Source organism: Ruegeria sp. HU-ET01832 (genome assembly GCF_040371315.1).
GTDB lineage: Bacteria > Pseudomonadota > Alphaproteobacteria > Rhodobacterales > Rhodobacteraceae > Ruegeria > Ruegeria lacuscaerulensis_A.
Window position 1 is genome coordinate 675,139 of record NZ_BAABWL010000001.1, and the last position, 18,582, is coordinate 693,720.

The following is an 18,582-nucleotide window of genomic DNA, read 5'->3' on the forward strand; positions in this document are numbered from 1 at the left end:
ACCATCCCTGCGCGCGCAGTTAAACCCCTTGCCTAACCCGTTGATCTCGTTCACACTTACCCTCAACCCGTCATTCAAGAACGACATTTGAGGTTCCCGAGCGTCCAAGACCCATTTGACCAACTGATTTATCAACGGGAGGACGACATGAAGACAGTAACCCTTGGGCTGGCGCTGGCCCTGCTGGCCAGCCAAGTGACCGCGCAGCAAACCCTGACCACCGCATCCCCGATCCCTGACGGGGCTGAGACCCGGTTTTGCTATTACGCAGGCATGGCCTATTCACAGGACGCTTTTGTCGTGATCTTCGGCGACAATACTGTGACCGACACGATCAGTACCCGTGAAGAGCACCTGCTGCGCTGTGTCAAGAACGACGACGGCTCACTCATCTGGAAACCTCAAAGCAGCTTTCAGATCAGTCGGTGACACCCGGCGTCTGATCCAGCCAATCCGCGATCTGTCCGGCCGGTCCTTCCCAGCCGGGCTCCATAAACAGAAAATGCGCGTGGTTCTCGGCGGGTAGAAAGGTCGCGCGGTCGCCGTAGAGTTTCGCCAACGCGCGGCAGGTGTCGGGGTTCACGGCCCGATCCTCGGTGCCGGAAACGATCAGGACGGGGCAGTCCACCTTGTCGATATCCACTTTCATCGCGTGGTGGTCGTCGAACATCCAAAAGAACATCTCGAACATCACCCGCCCGCTTTCGGGGCCAAGCTGGTCGAACACCTTATGCTGCTGCGCTTCGGGCAATTTGTTCAGCGCAAAGGGGGCCATCAGGTCGAAATCAACGCGCATGGGCTGTTTCCAGAACGCCCCGCCCTCCATCAGCGCACGCGGCACGGCGCGCTCATCATCGGTTTCAGGCAACGTCCCCCAGGCTGCGTTCGGGTTAATTAGGACAATGGCGCTGGCCAGCCCGCGAGACGCCACCTGCTGCGCCACAACCCCGGCGATGGCGTGCCCCAGCAGCACCGGCTTGCTGTCCAGCCCCTGCACAAAGGCCGCAATGTCGTCGGCGTAGTCCATAACGCTGGTGTCGGTCAGGCCGGGATTGGGCTCGGCCTTAGGGTCGCCGCCATGGTAGCGCAGCGCAGGGGTGTGAACCGTCCAGCCGTGCGCGCGGAAGAAGCCCGCGTAATCCTCCATACACCACGGCCCTGCAAAGGCCCCGTGGATCAGAACAATCTCTTTGGTCATGAAAATCTCCCTCACCTGCACACAGTATGCGAGGTGAGGGAGCGGGTCTGCAACCCTGTTACAGCGCGGCTTTGAACAGCGCGGTCAGGTTGTCTTCGGTCAGCTCAATCGGGTTGCCGCCACAGGACGGGTCGGTGATCGCACCTTTGACCAGTTCGGGGATCGACGCTTCGGTCACGCCCAGTTCGGACAGTTTGCGCGGGATGGCAAAGCTGTCGTTGAACGCCTGCACAAAGGCGCGGAAGCCGTCAAAGCCGCCTTCGATGCCCAGATACGCCGCCGCCTGCTGGAACCGATCGGCGATTGCGGGCGCGTTGAAATCCAGCACGGCAGGCATGCAGACCGCGTTGGTGGTGCCGTGATGGGTGTTGAACACCGCGCCAATCGGATGGCTCATCGCGTGGATCGCGCCGAGGCCCTTTTGGAACGCCGTCGCGCCCATTGCCGCCGCGCTCATCATCTGGGCGCGGGCTTCGATGTCGGTGCCATCGGCATAGGCGCGCGGCAGGTAGTCCTTGACCAGCCGCATCCCTTCCAGCGCGATGCCCTGGCTCATGGGGTGATAATGCGGGCTGCTAAACGCCTCGACGCAATGCGCAAACGCGTCCAGACCGGTGCCGGCGGTGATTAACTTAGGCATCCCGACGGTCAGTTCGGGGTCGCAGATCACGACCGCGGGCAGAACCTTGGGGTGGAAGATGATCTTCTTCGCGTGCGTTTCCGAGTTGGTGATGACGCTGGCGCGTCCCACCTCGGACCCTGTCCCGGCGGTGGTCGGCACGGCAATGATCGGTGCGATGGCGTCGGCATCCGCGCGAGTCCACCAGTCGCCGATATCCTCGAAATCCCAAACAGGGCGGGTCTGGCCGCACATAAAGGCAACCATCTTGCCAAGATCCAGCCCCGAACCGCCACCAAAGGCAATCACCCCGTCATGGCCACCCGCATTATAGGCGGCAACCCCGGCTTCGAGGTTCTTTTCATTGGGGTTCGGGTCTACTTCGCTGAACAGCCCTCGTCCCAGCCCTGCGGCCTCGAGGATATCCAGAGTGACCGTGGTGATCGGCAGATCGGCCAACCCCTTGTCGGTCACCAGCAGAGGGCGTTTCATCCCAGCAGCCGCGCAGGCCTCGGGCAATTCCTTGATCCGGCCAGCGCCGAATTTGATCGCGGTCGGGTAAGACCAGTTTCCAACAAGGCTCATGATGTCACCTTTTTCAGATGGTAGGATTTGGGACGTGTGAGGTTGTGATAGCCGATGACCGACAATCCGCCCCCGCGCCCGGTATTCTTGCAGCCGGTCCAGCACAGGCCCGGGTCCAAATAGTCAGCACGGTTCATGAACACGGTGCCGGTCTCGATCTGATCGCCCACCTGCGCCGCACGATCCACATCGCGGGTCCAGAGGCTGGCAGTCAGGCCAAATTCGCTGTCATTCATCAGCGCGATGGCTTCTTCGTCCGAGGACACTTTCATGATGCCCACAACCGGGCCAAAGCTCTCATCCCGCATCACGCGCATGTCATGGCTGACATTGGTCAGGATCTGCGGCGTCAGGTAGGCACCGCCATCGTCCTCGGCGAAGGTCTCGATATGAGCGACGGCACCTGCCGCGACCGCCTCAGAAATCTGCGCGCGTACCTCATCAGCAAAACGAACATTGGCCATCGGGCCGATCGTCGTTTCAGTGTCTAGCGGGTTGCCCAGCTTATAACCCTTTACGACCTCCACCGCCTTGGCGACGAAATCGTCGAACAGGCTCTCATGCACATAAATCCGTTCAATCCCGCAGCAGCACTGGCCCGAGTTGAACATGGCCCCGTCGATCAGCGTATCAACCGCCGCATCCAGATCGGCATCCTCCATCACATAGCCTGGATCCTTGCCGCCCAGCTCGGTGCCAACGCCAGTAAAGGTGCCAGCCGCCGCGCGCTCCATCGCCTGCCCGCCCCCGACCGAACCGGTAAAGTTCACAAAATCAAACGCCTTGCCCGCGATCAAATCATTGGTCATGTCATGGCTGAGGAACACATTCTGGAAAACATCGGCGGGCACACCCACCGCGTGGAAGGCCTGCGCCATCCGCTCACCCACCAGCAAGGTCTGCGTGGCGTGTTTCAGCACCACCGCATTGCCCGCAATCAACGCTGGTGCCACCGTGTTGATCGCGGTCATGTAGGGATAGTTCCACGGCGCCACCACAAAAACGACCCCGTGCGGGATGCGCTTTATATAGCGTTTAAAGGTCTCATCCTCACCCACGGCGATATCAGCCAAAGCGTCTGAGGCAATTTCGGCCATATGAGTGGCGCGCTCATTGAACCCGCCAAACTCACCGCCATAGCGCACCGGTCGGCCCATCATATGCGCAAGCTCTGGCACGATCTCATCATTCATCGCGCCCACAGCAGCCACACCTGCCATTACAAGATCAATCCGCTCCTGCAACGGCCGCGCCGCCCATTCCGCCTGCGCGGTACGTGCCCGCGCGGCGACCTCAAATGCCGCCTCAGCCGACAGCACTTCACGCTCTGCATAAACCGATCCATCAATCGGCGAGACACATTTCAACATCTGCCCCATCTTCACTCCATTTCCGAAAGAAACAGGATCCCTGCTTCATCTGGCCAAAAATACCTCGGGGAGCGCGAGGGGCTGGCCCCTCGCTTCCACCTCTAAGCCCGCTCAAACCCGCGCGCGATTTCCCAATCGGTCACCACACGCTCGAACTCTTCAATCTCGACCTCTGCCGCGCGGGCGTAGTGATCGACCACGTCATCCCCCAGGGCCGCGCGCAACATGGCCGACCCATGCAACGCATCACGCGCCGCACCCAGATTGCCGGGGATCATGCCCGTTTCCCCCTGGTAGACGTCGCCCTGTGTCGGAGGCTGCAATTCCAGCGCTTCCTCGATCCCGGCAATCCCAGCAGCCAGCATCCCCGCCATCGCCAAATAGGGGTTCATGTCCGAGCCCGGAATACGGCACTCCACCCGAACTGCCTTGGTGCCATCCCCGCACAGACGGAAGCCCGCCGTGCGGTTGTCCACCGACCAGATGATCCGCGTTGGCGCAAACGTGCCCTTCATGAACCGCTTGTAGCTGTTGATATAGGGGGCCATGAAATAGGTGTAATCAGCGGCGTATTTCAGCAAACCCGCCATATAGCTTTTCATAATACCCGACATCCCGAGCGGATCTTTTTCATCGAAAAAGGCTGGCACCCCATCCGCCCAAAGCGACTGATGCACGTGGGACGAGCTACCGACTTTCTCATGATGCCATTTCGGAAGGAATGTCGCGGCATGGCCATGCTGCCACGCGATCTCTTTCACTGCGTTCTTGGCAATCGAGTGATACTCGGCCGTCTCCATCGCGAGAGCGTATTTGATGTTCAGCTCTTCCTGCCCGGTCTCAGCCTCACCTTTGGAGTTCTCGACCGGAATCCCCGCGTTCCACAGATGATTGCGGATCGGGCGCATCACATGCTCTTCCTTGGTGGTCTGCAGGATGTGATAGTCTTCGTTATAGCCCGATATCGGCTCCAGATCGCGAAACCCTTCCTTGCGGATCTGGTCAAAGCTCTTCTCGAACAGGAAAAACTCCAGCTCGGTAGCGCACATGGCGTCATAGCCCATGGCCTTCAGCCGGTTCACCTGCTTTTTCAGGATGGACCGAGGTGCGTGGGGTACTTCCTCATGCGTGTGGTGATCCAGCACATCGCACATAACCATGGCGGTGCCTTCAAGCCACGGAATCGGGCGCAGAGTGCTCAGGTCGGGCTTCATCACATAATCGCCGTAGCCGCGCTCCCAACTGGTTGCGGCATAGCCATCGGGTGTCGCCATCTCAAGATCGGTTGCCAGCAGGTAGTTGCAGCAATGGGTTTCTTCCCACGCACCGGCCACGAAATGCCCCGCGTGGAACCGCTTGCCCATCAGACGCCCCTGCATGTCGACCATGCAGACCAGCACGGTATCGACCTCACCGGCTTCGACCTTGGTTTTCAGGTCGTTCAAACGTGCTTCATTGCCCATCCCGTTCATCCTTTGTCACTTTCCGGGACTGTTGTCCCAAGCTCTTGCCCTCGGCCTTAGTCCTCGACCGTTTCGTTATCCATTTCCATCACCAGACGTGTCTCCAGAACCTGCCCGCTTTGGTAGAGGATCGGATAGGCGATGGCGGCGATATGCCCGTGCAGGTCGCGCATGGCGCGCAACGTCTCAAGATGCAGATCGCTTGAGGCAAAGCTTTCGGTCTGCCCCCTCTCAAGCCGCTTCAAATGCGCCTTTCGGCTGTTCCGCGACAGGCGCTTAACCTCGGCTTTGTCCAGCACCAGACGGCGGGCGCAATCCATGTCATCCACCAGCAGCACATGACGAGCCAGAGAGAAACTGGCCAGCACCGCCGCGTGCAAATCCTTGAGTTCTTTCCAGCCCTGTGCCGAAAAATCGGTGCGTTCGGTGTGTTTGATCTGCGCGGTTCGGGTCATGCGGTTCGACACCACGTCGCCCGCCGCCTCAAGCCGGATCGCGTATTCGACCAGGCCGCGCGCCGCCTTGATCTGCGCTTTGTTCATGTTCTGGCGCGGCAGTCGGGCAACAAAGCGTCGGATTTCGGTCAGCTGCGCGTTCACCCTCTCATCCTGCTGCCACAGGGCCGAGATCGCATCGCTGTCATCCTGCTCATAGATATCCAGAACCGGGCGGAACATGCGCTCAACCTGCGTGACCATCTGCAACAGCTCATGCCGGACCGAGGACATCGCAACATTCGCCCCCGAAACGCTGGGATCGTTCAGTGGGCTAAGCGCGTCAGAGAAGTGGTCCATCGCGTGCGCCTTAACCTCGGGCTCGGGCAGCAGCAGCGCCATCGGTCGCTCCATCCAGTTCACGAACCCTGTGGCCAGCACAAAAACGGCGAGGTTGAATCCGATATGAGCCAGGATCAACGACTGCCCTGCCCCTGCGACCATCAACGTCTGATGCGTGCCAGTCACGTTGACCACAATCAGCATCACCAGCGCCGCGCTGCCGCGTAGCAGAAGGTTGGCCAGTGGAATACGACGCGCGGAAACCGTAAGGTCACGGGTCAGCCAGATCGGAATAAAGGCCGAGCCCAGATTGGCCCCAAGAACCAGCGACAGCCCGGCAGCAAAAGGGATGGCTCCGATCTGAACCAGTGTCACGCACATCAGGATCGTCGCAACCGAACTGTGCATGACAAAGGCCAGTACCGCGCCCACGATAAAGGCGCTGAAATAGTCGCTTTCCAGATAGCCCGCGATGGCGGGCAAAAAGGCGCTCTCGCGAATCGGATCAACCGCATCGCGCAAGAACTGCAATGAAACCAGAATGAACGCGATGCCCAGAACAATGCGCCCGATCAGCCGCACATTGGCGCGGTCGGACTTGAGGTACAGCCACCCGCCCAGCGCCAACAGCACGGGCTGCAGCCAGCCCAGATCATAAGACAGAACCTGAATGACAAGCGCTGCACCCAGATCCGCGCCCAGCACCCCGGCCAATGCAAGGCCAAAGCTGACCATGCCTGCCGCGGCAAAACCGGTCAGCAAAACTGTAACCGCAGCCGAGCTTTGCAGGATCGTTGCCAGAACCATGCCAGCCCCGCCGGCAACAAACGTGTTGGAATGACGCGTCAACAGCGATTGGAACAATGCGCCAAAGCGCCTTTCGATGCCCGTGCGAACCAGTCGAACCGCAAACAGCAGCAACATGGTCGCCGCAAAAATCTCGATCAGAAACCCAGCTATCGCCATTGGTCTATATCCCCCTCGCCCGGTTCGCGCCAACGCGCGACCAGAGTGTTCTTGTCTGTTTCAGAGGCAAGCCTAGCATCAGGGATCGGGGGTCCAGAGGTCCAATACCGGCACGCGACCGAGGCCGCGCGCCGAAATTGTATGGAATTTAGCCGTAGCGATAAGGCCGTCCGGCCTTGAGCATATCGGCGTTATACTGCTTGAAGATTTCGACGACCTTGGCCTTGGTTTCGGATTCAGCCGCGATCTCATCCCAGAAGGCAACGGCGGCCTCTTCGACCTGCGCCCATTCTTCATCTGGGATCGTGGTCAGCTGCATCTTGTCTCCATTGACACGCAGGCTGGCCTCGCCGCCCCAATACCACCACTGACGATAGTAGTGCGACTGATCACAGCAAACGCGGAACAAGGTCTGCAGGTCTTCGGGCAGCTCGTTCCAGCGGTCCATATTGGCAAAGAACGACCCGGCCCATGCACCTGAGATATTGTTAGTCAGGAAATAGTTGGTCACATCGGCCCAACCCACGGTGTAGTCCTCGGTGATGCCCGACCACGCGATGCCGTCCAACTCGCCGGTTTGCACTGCGACCTCGATGTCTTCCCACGGCAGAGTGACTGGCACAACACCGAACTGCGACAGGAAGCGGCCCGCTGTCGGGAAGGTGAAGACTCGCTTGCCCTGCAGGTCGGCTAGGCTGTTGATCGGATCTTTGGTGGCAAAGTGGCACGGATCCCAAGCACCCGCGCTGATGTGCTTGACGCCGACCTTGGAATATTCCTCATCCCAGATCTCGTTCAAGCCGTACTGGTTGAACAGCACCGGCACGTCCAGCGAGTAGCGCGAGGCAAATGGGAAATAGCCGCCGAACACGGTCACATCGGTGGGCGACGCCATCGAGTCGTCATCTGACTGAACCGCATCAATCGTGCCCTTCTGCATGGCGCGGAACAATTCTCCGGTGGGAACCAGCTGATCAGCATAGAACAGCTCGATCTGCATCCGGTCACCAGCGATCTTGTTGAACATCTCGATCGCGGGGTCGATCACGTGAGCAGCCAGCGCAGGACCGGCATAGGTCTGCATCCGCCATGTGATCGTGCTTTGCGCCAATGCCGGCGCGGCCAGAGGGGCAGCGGCAACGCCGACCCCGGCTGTTTTCAGAAACTTACGTCTTGTTGTCATGTCATTTCCTCTCTGTTGCAGGTTTGCGTGCCTCTTGAGCGGGCATTCTTGTTAATTTCCGTAGACATATCCGGGCAGCCACAGGGCCAGTTCCGGGAAGATCATGATTATCGTCAGCGCCAGCACCATCACCGCCACGAACGGGAAGATCGAGCGATAGATGTCGCGCAGCGTGATCTCGGGCGGGGCCATCGCGCGCATCAGGAACAGGTTATAGCCGAAGGGCGGCGTCATATAGGCGATCTGGGTGGTGATCGTATAAAGCACCCCGTACCAGATCAGGTCAAATCCGAGCACGCCCACCAAAGGCACATAGAGCGGCGCCACGATGACCAGCATTGCTGTGTCGTCCAGAAACGTACCCATGACGATAAAGCTGAGCTGCATCAGGATCAGGATCACCCAGGGCGACAGGCCAAGCTGTTCGGTGAACAGGTTGTCGATGGCTTTCACCGCACCCAGCCCGTCGAACACCGCGCCAAAGCCAAGAGCCGCAAGGATGATCCACATAAACATGCACGAAATCGCCAGTGTCTGCTTGGTGCAGTCTTCGAAAATCTTCCACGTCATGCGGCGTTTCACGACTGACACCACCAGCGCCGTCAGCGCCCCGATGGCCGAGCTTTCCACCAGCGAGGTCCAGCCATTCACAAAGGGCACCATCATAGCGGCAAAGATGATCAGCGGCAGTGCGCCCGCGCCCAGCAGCCGCAGCTTTTCCGCGCGTGGCACTTCATGGGCGTCTTTCATCGCGGGGCCAAGCTCGGGCTGAATGCGACAACGGATCCAGATATAGAGGATGAACATACCCGCCATCAGCAGCCCCGGCACGATCCCCGCCAGCCACAGCTGCCCCACCGGTTGCCGCGCAATCATCGCATAGAGAACCAGCACGACCGAGGGCGGTACAAGGATGCCCAGACTGGACCCCGCCTGAATGACACCCGTGACCATCGTCTTGTCATAGCCCCGCCGTAGCAGTTCCGGCAGCGCAATGGTCGCGCCAATGGCCATCCCCGCGACGCTCAGCCCGTTCATGGCCGATACCAGCACCATCAGGCCAATCGTGCCAATCGCAAGCCCGCCATTCACCGGACCCATCCAGACATGGAACATCCGGTACAGGTCATCGGCCAGACGGCTTTCCGACAGCACGTAGCCCATGAAAATGAACATTGGTAGCGTCAGCAGCGGATACCACTTCATCAGCTTCATCGCGGCCGAGAACGTGATGTCCTGCCCGCCTGTACCCCACAGGGCCAGTGCGGCCACTGTGGCAACCGCTCCGATCGCGCCAAAGACGCGCTGACCTGTGAACAGCATCAGCATCATCGACGCGAACATGAAAATGGCGATATATTCCTGGCTCATGCCCGAGCGACCCCGATTTCCTGCCCGTTGATCCGGGCAATGTCTTTGAAAAATTCCGAAATTGCCTGCAGCAGCATCAGGAAGAAGCCCAGCACCATGATCGCCTTGATCGGCCAGATGTAAGGCCGCCATGCGGTGGACGAGCGTTCTAGCCGCCCGATCTCTTCACTGCCGGTCAACAGACCAGTGAAGTACGAGATCGGAGAATCCCCCCAATATCCAAGGCTATAGGCGGTGGACCCCAGCCCGCCGTAAAACAGCACGCCCAAATACAGGATCAACAGCAGAACGGTGAAGGCGTCGAACCACGCTTTTTTCTTGTGGCTCCAGTTGTGATAGAACAGGTCCATCCGCACGTTCGAGCCCAGCTGGATCGAATACGGCCCGCCCATGATGTAATAGGTCACCATGGCAAACTGCGCCATTTCCAAGGTCCATAGCGATGGCAGGAAGAAGGTTTTCGAGATCGACGACCACAGCAGGATGCCCATCATAACGAACAGACCCCACATCATCACCCGTCCGATCCTGTAATTGACCGCGTCAACAACACGGACATATACGCGCATGGCCCGGATCATTCTGCCGCCCTTTCTTCAAACCCCGAAAGGGTTCGCGATATCCAAGGAACAAGGCAGCCCGCCACCGCATTTTGCTGCTCGGTCGTGCGGATCAGATCGTTTCGAACCTCGATCATCACGTTCAGCAAACCAATCGGCAAAGCCTGCGCATCCAGAGTGTGTGCAACACCATCAGCGGCCGAGTATGGCTCGTTCAACATGGTAACATAAGGGTTTTCAACCGCCTTATGCGCCATCATCGCTGCTGCAAACCGGTCATCGGCGCCGTGCAGGATACCCAGTTCGACCTGTCGGCGCTTGCCCAAATAGACCGGAGTGAAACTGTGGACCGTCACCATCAGCTCAAGCGTTTCCCGGTGCTGCAGGATCAGCTTGGAGAGGGCTTGGCGAAACGGTTCGTAGACGCCCTCAATCCGCGCCTGCCGTTGATCCTGCGTCATCCGAGTATTTGCGGGTATGTCGATATCTTCACTGCGCGACGGCATAGCGCCTTTTGCCTCGGGCGGCCGGTTGCAATCATAGACCAACCGCGACACACCACCATGTACCAGCGGTGCAGCCATTTGCGCCGACATCCGCTTGGCCACCGCCAAAGCTCCGGGATCCCATGCGATGTGGCTTTCACGTGCCTCAGCATTTAGCCCCATATCCCCCAGAAACGCCGGGATCCGGTTCGACGCGTGCTCGCAGACAAAAACGACCTTTGGCGCACCGTCTGCCATATCCGTGTGAACGACTGTTCCGAAATCCAACCTACTGCCCTGCGATTCCCAAAATCATCATTGCGGAAAAATTTCCACACACGTCGATCACCTGTCAATAATTTTCCTGTACAATTTTCTCCAGACTTGATCTTGATGAAAAATTATTCACATTATGCCTTTGTCGCATACAGGAGGATCGTTCAGTGCGGGTGACGGACAGGCTGCTGGCCCATCGGGACAAGATGACGCCTTCGGAACGGCAACTGGTCAGTGTTCTGCTGGATGACTATCCCATGGCCGGCTTGGGCAGCATTACAGAACTGGCCAGTACCGCCTCGGTCTCGACCACCACGGTGGCGCGGATGCTGCAAAAGACCGGGTTTGACGGCTATCCGCAGTTTCAGGCCGCCCTGCGGGGCGAAGTGAAAGAGATGATCTCGGGCCCCATCGCCAAGCGCGACGTCTGGCAAAACGACTTGCCCGAGGAACACATACTCAACCGCTACTCCCAGCAATCCCTCGCCAATCAAAAGCGCACGATTGATGAGGTTGACCCGGAAGAATTCGATAGTTTTTGCAACCTGTTATCTGATCCCGATCGGCGCATTTTCATCACTGGAGGGCGCATCACGGGTACAATGGCGCAGTACCTGTACCTGCATTTGCAAATGATCCGTCCCGACGTCCGAATGCTACCGGTGGCTGCGTCATGGACCCATGATCTGCTGGATGTGCGCAAAGATGATGTCCTGATCGCGCTGGACGTGCGACGATATGAAAACTCGACCATGTTGATCGGTCAGCTCTGTCAGGAACGCGGGGCCGAAATTGTGCTGTTCACGGACCAGTGGCGTTCCCCCATTCACCGGCTGGCCAAACATACCTTTGCCGCACGGATCGCGGTGCCGTCCGCTTGGGATTCGATGGCGTCAATCCTGACACTGATGGAATGCGCCATCGCCGAGGTTCAAGAACGCCTTTGGGACTCAGTCAAGAACCGCACCGACGAGCTTGAGGCCGCTTTTGACCGCACCAAGCTGTTCCGCAAATTCGGCCAAAGCTCGGGTTCTTAACATCTGAAATTGCTATAATTTACAACTGCCCGTGATCAGTGTTGCCACTTCGGGGCCGCGCGTTCACTTTATGGGCATGAGCTTTATCGCCGATAACCAACTGCCGCTTCTGATCCTGTTCTTTCTGGTCGGACTCGTGGGCACCGGGTTTCTGTTCCGCAAACCTGCGGGGCATCGGGCGTGGAAACTGGCCGATCTGGTCTGGGTCGTGTTGGGCGGTATCGGTGCGTTGGTTGCCGTTTTGGCCGGCCTTTACACCGCCGACAGTTCTCGGCTGGACCGGCAGATCGACGTAGCCTATGCCGCAACCCTGGCCTTTGACCGAGACGCTGCCCGCTTTCGCCTGCGGTTTTGCGACCCGGCCTATGATGATGACATTGGTGTTCTGTGCGAAAAGGTGGAGTTCCTATCGGCCTCAACCGCCAGCAACGCTGACCTGCCCCTATTTATCGCCGTGACCAACGAAGTCGCGCCGCTGCAAGGATTGCATTTCCTATTCGGACGTCAGGCAAAAGACGATATGGACGACGCACGCGCGATGGCCGCAAAGGCCAACGCTTTCGACATTGACCAGTTTCTTGTCTTTACGACCGTTGACGACAAGACCCAGATTGCCATCGACAATATGCGCCGCAAGGTGCCTGCGATTGCCGGTGACTATCTGATCCTTGCCCGAAGCTATGAGGATCTGATTGCGCAAGTCGGGAAGTTGAAAGACGAATGGGAATACCTGCAGGCCAACGCACATATCCTGGTGCTGCAGATTATCGCTTTGTGCCTTGTCAGCTTCGCCGCCCCGTTCCGATTGGGCAAGTCGATCGTAGAATTGTGCACTGCCTTCAGCGCCGATACGCCCGCGCCAGTTTTGCAGGATCTGCCCCCAGAAAATACCGCAACAGAGTCCACAGATTCCGCGCCCCTCGGCGCATCCACCCCGCCTTCTGGTATCGATCCGCGCTCGTAAGCGCACGAGAAGGCAATAACGCTACGCCCCGCACCCGGCGCATAAGTGCAACGTCTTCCATGAGGGGTTGATCCGGGAACCCTCCGGCCTGTTCATAAGTCCGTCGCGGGATCAGCAACCCCTGATCCCCATAGGGTAACCCCAACACCCGGCTACGCAGATTGGCCCATCCAGCAACCCAACCGGGCGCAAATCCCGCAGCGCGAAACGCCAGTCGGAAAACCGCTGGCTTGCCTGATCGAAGGTGGTCGCCGACAGCTTTGGTCCAACCATCCTCGAGAACCGTGTCGGCATGCAAAACCAGCAGCCACTCGCCTCTCGCCTGTTTACACCCGCGACGCAACTGCCCGCCACGCGAGGCGGCGCCGGTGACGATCTCGGCACCGGCCTCATCCGCAATCTCCAGAGTTTGGTCGGTGGATCCGCCATCCGTAACGATCAATTCGCGGATCAGCCCAGTGTGCAGCCCTTCCATCAATGCCTGAAGGGTCGCAGGCAAGGTCTCGGCCGCGTTCAAAGTCGGAATGACAATCGAGATCGGTGCTGGCACGTGGATTACCCTCTGGTCTTGTCGGCGCGAACTCCTATATCACGGGACCGAGGGAAAGCACGAGGATACCCCCATGCCCAATCGCCGCATCCTGCGCCTAAGCGGTGCAGACACTGACAGTTTTCTGCAAGGGCTGGTGACAAATGACATCGGCGGGCTTGAGGATGGCCTGGTCTATGCTGCGCTTTTGACTCCGCAAGGCAAATATCTTGCCGATTTCTTCCTCAAACGCGAGGACGATGCTGTTCTGCTGGATGTGGCCGAGATTTTGGCCGAAGGGCTGGTCAAACGTCTTGGGATGTACAAGCTGCGTGCAGACGTCACCATCGAGGAAAGTGGGCTGAACCTGCAGCGAGGCACCGGCCCGGCACCACAAGGTGCCTTACCTGATCCGCGTCACGTTGACATGGGCTGGCGGGCCTACACCGCAGCTCCCGAAAGTGATGACGGCTCCGATTGGGATGACATCCGCGTTCGCCATTGCATCCCGGAAACAGGAATCGAACTGACGTCGGACAGCTATATCCTTGAATCCGGGTTCGAACTGCTGAACGGTGTCGATTTCAAGAAAGGCTGCTATGTCGGGCAAGAGGTTACAGCTCGGATGAAGCACAAAACCGAGCTGCGCAAGGGACTGCGTCGCGTGACGGTAGATGGAAGCGCCCCGGTCGGGACTGAAATCTTTGCAAACGGCAAGCCAGTGGGAACCTTGTTCACCCAATCTGGCGGCGCCGGAATTGCCTATCTGCGACTGGATCGCGCCACAGGGGATATGCAGGCCGATCTGGCCAACGTTGGTCTAAGCGATTGAATTGTTGCGCAAGCGGCACGGCTGAACTGCGGCACAGCGCGTATAGATTGCACCCCCTACCCTGGCCCTGTCACAATACGGGCAGGTCACAAGACGGGTGCGGGCATGTTCAAACTATATAGGGCAATCTGGCGTGCCAGTGCCGGACGGCAGATCATCCTTATCATTCTTTCGATCGCCGTGGCCGCTTTGGCGGCTGTACCGCTTGAATTTCAGCGCGACATTATCAATCACCTTACAACCGACGATGTGCAGGCTGACCGCCTGTTATGGCTAGGGGCCGGTATGATGGCGGTCATTCTTCTAAGCCTCGGCCTGAAATGGGTTCTGGGTTATCGCGCCGGAACACTGGGCGAAGACATGGTCCGCCTGATCCGCCAACGGCTGTTGTTGCGTTCGGCCGATCTGAAAGAAACCGGCGAAGATGTACGTAAGGGCACCATGACCACCGCCATTTCCGCCGAGGCCGAAGAGCTTGGCAAATTCGCAGGTGGTGCTTTTTCTGACCCCGTCGTGCAGATCGGGACGTTGATCAGCGTGATCGGCTATATCTCATCGACGCAACCGGGGCTGGGGCTGATCGCGTTCTCGATGATCGTTCCGCAGATCGTCATCGTGCTGGCTTCACAGCGCAAGGTGAACGTCTTTGTCGCAGAACGAGTCCGCATCCTGCGCAATGCGACCGACCGACTGACCACTGAGCAGATCGAGGAAACCTCGCGCGAGATCGAGACTGAATTCGATTCAATCTATGAAACCCGGCGCAAAATGTTCATCTGGAAACTATCCGCCAAATTCCTGCTGAGCGTTATCAATGGCGCAGGTACTGTTGGCATATTGATGCTGGGTGGCTGGCTGGTCCTAGAAGGCCGCACAGATGTTGGCACTGTGGTCGCTGCGACAAGCGGGTTGGCCCGGATACAGGGACCGACCGCGTTTCTGATCGCCTTCTACCGACAGGTCAGCGCCAACCGCATCAAGTACGAGCTGATGTTGGAACTGTTCGGCCCCAACCCCGAGCAATACCGCCGCATCAAGCGCCGCACATAAAAAAGGCCGCGTATCGTTGCTGACGCGGCCTCTTGGTGATTTCAACGCGGATCAGGCGCGTTCGGAATATTCCATGGTCTCAGTGTTCACCACGATCATCTCATCCTGACCAACAAAGGGGGGAACCATGACCTTGATGCCATTGTCCAGAATGGCCGGCTTGAACGAGTTCGCCGCGGTCTGACCTTTTACGACCGGTTCGGTTTCAACGATCTTGCAGGTCACCTTTTGGGGCAACGAGGCGTTCAGCGCCTCGGATTCGTAGAACTCGACCACAATTGTCATGCCGTCCTGCAGAAAAGGGCGACGCTCCCCCAACAGGTCCGATGGCAGTTCGATCTGCTCATAGGTCTCGGAGTCCATGAACACCAGCATCCCGTCGGATTCGTAGAGGAACTGCTGATCCTTCTGTTCCAGCCGCACCCGCTCCACCTTGTCCGCCGAGCGGAACCGTTCGTTCAGTTTCGACCCGTTGCGCAGGTTGCGCAGTTCGACCTGAGCAAAAGCGCCGCCTTTTCCGGGCTTTACGTGATCAACTTTGACAGCGGCCCAAAGACCGTCATTATGCTCAAGCACATTGCCGGGGCGAATTTCGTTCCCATTTATCTTGGGCATGACATAAATCCTTCACAAACGGTTGATGCGTCAGTTGCGCTTCCTATATCTGGCGTGGCAACACGTGGCAAGACAACGAAACCTTGTGTTGCAGGCGCAGCGAGCCATGCAGATGACGCAACGCAACTATGCATATTAGCTGTATCCGAATCACACTTTATCGGTCATAAGGACCGTCACGCCGAAAATGCAAGAGCAAGAACAACAAGGAAGACGAGATGAGAGATTTCGTTGACGGCACCGCCTTTAACAACGAACAAGGCAACCGTGCGCGCAAACTTTTTGCAGCCGTTGTGTTGGCTGCGCTGGATGATGCTATTGCCGATGACAAGAAATATGGCAATGGCCCCGAACAAATTGCCCGCTGGGCACGTTCGCGCGATGGCCGCGAAGTGCTGTCCTGCGCCGGTATCGACCCGAACGAACGGGTTGTGAGCGGCTTAATGGATTTCGTTGGTCGTGGTGTGCGCACCTCGGTTGCACTGTCGCGTGAAGAAAGCGAACGCCGTAACGCTGCTCAGCAGGCCGAAGCCGCCTGACCTAAGCCGCTGTTTCCAAGAAAAAGCGCGCTCGTGCATTGCAGAGCGCGCTTTTCTTTTGGACAGTGGCTATCTCAGAAAAACATCAGCCATTGCCGCGCGACCCATATTTCCGCTCCAAGCAACACCCCAAAGAACATCTTGGTCGAAGCGTCTAACCCGCGCCGCCAGAGTATCACGTAGGATGCCGCACACGCCGTGATCGAGACGGGAACAACCCATTGCGCATGATGCGCACTGTCCCAATAGCTGACCGGGCTATGAAAGACCCAGTTGCTTATCGGCCAAAACTGCGGCCGCCCATCCCCGGCATGCAATACAAAGTCGGTTATCAAATGCAGTAACCCGGCCGAGGCCCCAAGGACCACAGGCCGCGCGCCCACCCACAGCGCCACGACTAAAGCCAACCCCCAAACCAGAAACGAATTGTCGATGGCGAACACTGTTTGCCATGCATCGGAATAGTACAGTCGCCCGAAGACCACTTGCTCGGGGATACCCAGAATGAACAGCGACACACCAGCCATCAGGTAAAGGGACAGATCCGGCAAAACTGATCCGATCAACACCGCGCGCAGAATGCGCCCTTGCGGCGGGCGGGCAAAGACGGCGGCTCCGATCAAAAGATGGGCGGGTGTGTTCATCCGGTCTTTTCCTCTGCCGTCAAATCGGGTCATGTGCCCGTCAGGTTATAGGAGATCAATCATGGTTCGCGCCATCATGATACAAGGTACTGGCAGCAATGTGGGCAAATCGGTTCTAGTGGCCGGCCTGGCACGCGCTTATTCACGGCGCGGGCTTAGGGTGGCTCCGTTCAAGCCGCAGAACATGTCGAACAACGCAGCCGTAACCGAAAACGGAGGTGAGATCGGGCGTGCGCAGGCGCTGCAGGCGTGGGCTGCGAACAGGCCAACTCACACCGACATGAACCCGATCCTGCTGAAGCCCGAGACCGATACAGGTGCTCAAATCATCGTTCAGGGTCAAAGGGCGGGCACGATGAAGGCGGGTGACTACCGCAAGGACAAATCCAAGCTGTTGAGCGCCGCGCTGGAAAGCTTTGACCGTTTGTGCGGTGATGCCGACCTTGTCCTGGTCGAGGGCGCAGGCAGTCCGGCTGAAACCAACCTGCGCAAGGGTGATATTGCCAATATGGGATTTGCTTGCGCTGCAGGCGTACCCGTAGTGCTGGTCGGCGACATTCACCGCGGCGGCGTGATCGCGCAGATCGTGGGCACGCAGGCTGTGCTGGATGCCGGTGACCTTACGATGATCAAGGGCTTTGCAGTGAACCGTTTCAAGGGCGATGTGTCCCTGTTCGACGAGGGGCGCGATGACATCGCCGCACGTACCGGCTGGCCATGCCTGGGCGTCGTGCCGTGGTTCCAAGACGCCTGGAAGCTGCCCGCCGAAGACATGATGGACATCCGCTCTCACACCGGTGGGGCATGCAAAGTTGTAGTCCCGCAACTAGAACGCATGGCAAACTTCGACGATCTGGACCCGCTGTCTGCCGAGCCCGGCGTCACGGTCGAGGTCATTCCAGCTGGTCGCCCCCTACCCGGTGACGCAAACCTCGTGCTTTTGCCCGGCAGCAAATCCACCATCGGTGATTTGACCTATTTCCGCGCACAGGGTTGGGACGTTGACCTTTATGCCCATGTGCGGCGCGGGGGGCATGTGCTGGGTCTGTGCGGCGGCTACCAGATGCTTGGCAAGACCATCTCTGACCCCGAGGGCGTAGATGGGCGACCCGGTACTGTCGAAGGTTTGGGTCTTTTGAATGTTGAGACCGTCATGGTCGGACAGAAAAAAGTGACACTCCGAACGGCGCGCGCCCTACCGGGACACGAGCCGGTAACTGGATACGAAATCCACATGGGTCGCACGGATGGCCCCGATTGCGCGCGCGCCTGGCTCGAGGTTGCAGGCCGCGCCGAAGGTGCCACTGATACAACCGGACGCATCCGCGGCAGCTACCTGCACGGCATATTCGCATCGGATGCGTTCCGCGCGCGGTATTTGTTGGAACTAGGCGTAACTTCCGATCTGTCCTATGAGGACGGTGTCGACAAGACATTGAACGCGTTGGCCGATCATTTGGAACAGAACATGGACTTGGACCGACTGCTTTCGCTGGCCGAAACACCCCGTAGGGCATGAG

The 18,582-nt window shown here is 58.6% G+C and carries 18 protein-coding genes and 1 pseudogene; 7 read left to right on the plus strand and 12 right to left on the minus strand.

The features are described 5' to 3' along the window. Positions 1–147: 147 nt before the first annotated feature. Positions 148–429, plus strand: coding sequence for a hypothetical protein (locus ABWV79_RS03405; RefSeq protein ID WP_353390411.1), 282 nt, complete (start codon positions 148–150; stop codon positions 427–429). On the opposite strand, the gene ABWV79_RS03410 is transcribed toward ABWV79_RS03405, so the two are convergent. The 9 genes from ABWV79_RS03410 to ABWV79_RS03450 all read right to left on the minus strand — a co-directional run bounded on the left by ABWV79_RS03410 (position 419) and on the right by ABWV79_RS03450 (position 10,864). Next, positions 419–1,198: an alpha/beta hydrolase gene (locus ABWV79_RS03410; protein WP_353390413.1), complete on the minus strand. Its 780-nt coding sequence runs from the start codon at positions 1,196–1,198 to the stop codon at positions 419–421. The two genes, ABWV79_RS03405 and ABWV79_RS03410, sit on opposite strands and share 11 nt — an antisense overlap. Positions 1,199–1,256: 58 nt before the next feature. Further along, positions 1,257–2,402, minus strand: coding sequence for an iron-containing alcohol dehydrogenase (locus tag ABWV79_RS03415; protein WP_353390415.1), 1,146 nt, complete (start codon positions 2,400–2,402; stop codon positions 1,257–1,259). After that, positions 2,399–3,781 (minus strand): aldehyde dehydrogenase family protein, encoded by a 1,383-nt coding sequence (locus ABWV79_RS03420; protein ID WP_353390416.1) that lies wholly within the window; start codon positions 3,779–3,781, stop codon positions 2,399–2,401. The genes ABWV79_RS03415 and ABWV79_RS03420 overlap by 4 nt, the downstream gene beginning before the upstream one ends. A 92-nt stretch (positions 3,782–3,873) precedes the next feature. Next, a complete protein-coding gene (locus tag ABWV79_RS03425) occupies positions 3,874–5,235 on the minus strand; it encodes a glutamine synthetase family protein (RefSeq protein WP_170354646.1) in 1,362 nt (453 codons plus the stop codon). Positions 5,236–5,291: 56 nt separating this feature from the next. Continuing rightward, on the minus strand, positions 5,292–6,977 hold the full coding sequence (locus tag ABWV79_RS03430) for a Na/Pi cotransporter family protein (RefSeq protein ID WP_353390419.1): 1,686 nt from the start codon (positions 6,975–6,977) through the stop codon (positions 5,292–5,294). A 148-nt stretch (positions 6,978–7,125) separates the two neighbouring features. After that, a complete protein-coding gene (locus ABWV79_RS03435) occupies positions 7,126–8,160 on the minus strand; it encodes a TRAP transporter substrate-binding protein (RefSeq protein ID WP_170752398.1) in 1,035 nt (344 codons plus the stop codon). Between the two features lie 51 nt (positions 8,161–8,211). Next, the gene (locus ABWV79_RS03440) at positions 8,212–9,531 is read right to left on the minus strand and encodes a TRAP transporter large permease (RefSeq protein ID WP_170354649.1); all 1,320 of its coding nucleotides are present in this window, start codon (positions 9,529–9,531) and stop codon (positions 8,212–8,214) included. After that, positions 9,528–10,112: a TRAP transporter small permease subunit gene (locus tag ABWV79_RS03445; protein ID WP_170354650.1), complete on the minus strand. Its 585-nt coding sequence runs from the start codon at positions 10,110–10,112 to the stop codon at positions 9,528–9,530. The genes ABWV79_RS03440 and ABWV79_RS03445 overlap by 4 nt, the downstream gene beginning before the upstream one ends. Next, the gene (locus ABWV79_RS03450; RefSeq protein WP_353390421.1) at positions 10,109–10,864 is read right to left on the minus strand and encodes an N-formylglutamate amidohydrolase; all 756 of its coding nucleotides are present in this window, start codon (positions 10,862–10,864) and stop codon (positions 10,109–10,111) included. The genes ABWV79_RS03445 and ABWV79_RS03450 overlap by 4 nt, the downstream gene beginning before the upstream one ends. A 155-nt stretch (positions 10,865–11,019) precedes the next feature. Here ABWV79_RS03450 and ABWV79_RS03455 point away from each other — a divergent pair, with 155 nt between their 5' ends. Together ABWV79_RS03455 and ABWV79_RS22290 are read left to right on the plus strand one after the other, a co-directional pair. Beyond that, positions 11,020–11,889, plus strand: coding sequence for a MurR/RpiR family transcriptional regulator (locus tag ABWV79_RS03455; protein ID WP_170752392.1), 870 nt, complete (start codon positions 11,020–11,022; stop codon positions 11,887–11,889). A gap of 76 nt (positions 11,890–11,965) precedes the next feature. Beyond that, a pseudogene (locus ABWV79_RS22290) lies at positions 11,966–12,718 on the plus strand (hypothetical protein); the annotation flags it as partial. A 10-nt stretch (positions 12,719–12,728) separates the two neighbouring features. Here ABWV79_RS22290 and ABWV79_RS03460 read toward each other — a convergent pair. After that, positions 12,729–13,403: a TIGR04283 family arsenosugar biosynthesis glycosyltransferase gene (locus ABWV79_RS03460; protein ID WP_353390423.1), complete on the minus strand. Its 675-nt coding sequence runs from the start codon at positions 13,401–13,403 to the stop codon at positions 12,729–12,731. 73 nt (positions 13,404–13,476) lie between these two features. On the opposite strand from ABWV79_RS03460, the gene ygfZ reads away from it, so the two are divergent. Together ygfZ and ABWV79_RS03470 are read left to right on the plus strand one after the other, a co-directional pair. Next, the gene (gene ygfZ, locus ABWV79_RS03465; protein WP_170354653.1) at positions 13,477–14,214 is read left to right on the plus strand and encodes a CAF17-like 4Fe-4S cluster assembly/insertion protein YgfZ; all 738 of its coding nucleotides are present in this window, start codon (positions 13,477–13,479) and stop codon (positions 14,212–14,214) included. Between the two features lie 105 nt (positions 14,215–14,319). Next, the gene (locus tag ABWV79_RS03470; protein WP_353390426.1) at positions 14,320–15,264 is read left to right on the plus strand and encodes an ABC transporter transmembrane domain-containing protein; all 945 of its coding nucleotides are present in this window, start codon (positions 14,320–14,322) and stop codon (positions 15,262–15,264) included. Positions 15,265–15,315: 51 nt separating this feature from the next. Here the strand turns inward: ABWV79_RS03470 and efp are convergent, their stop codons facing one another. Continuing rightward, positions 15,316–15,879: an elongation factor P gene (gene efp, locus ABWV79_RS03475; RefSeq protein ID WP_170354655.1), complete on the minus strand. Its 564-nt coding sequence runs from the start codon at positions 15,877–15,879 to the stop codon at positions 15,316–15,318. A gap of 218 nt (positions 15,880–16,097) precedes the next feature. On the opposite strand from efp, the gene ABWV79_RS03480 reads away from it, so the two are divergent. Beyond that, complete coding sequence (locus tag ABWV79_RS03480) at positions 16,098–16,418, plus strand: DUF6280 family protein (protein WP_108785849.1); 321 nt, start codon at positions 16,098–16,100, stop codon at positions 16,416–16,418. 74 nt (positions 16,419–16,492) lie between these two features. Here ABWV79_RS03480 and ABWV79_RS03485 read toward each other — a convergent pair whose 3' ends face one another. Then, on the minus strand, positions 16,493–17,062 hold the full coding sequence (locus tag ABWV79_RS03485; protein ID WP_170354656.1) for a cobalamin biosynthesis protein CobQ: 570 nt from the start codon (positions 17,060–17,062) through the stop codon (positions 16,493–16,495). Positions 17,063–17,123: 61 nt separating this feature from the next. Between ABWV79_RS03485 and ABWV79_RS03490 the strand changes: the two genes are divergently transcribed. Next, positions 17,124–18,581, plus strand: a complete 1,458-nt coding sequence (locus ABWV79_RS03490; protein WP_353390429.1) for a cobyric acid synthase — start codon at positions 17,124–17,126, stop codon at positions 18,579–18,581. The last annotated feature ends 1 nt before the right edge of the window (position 18,582 follow it).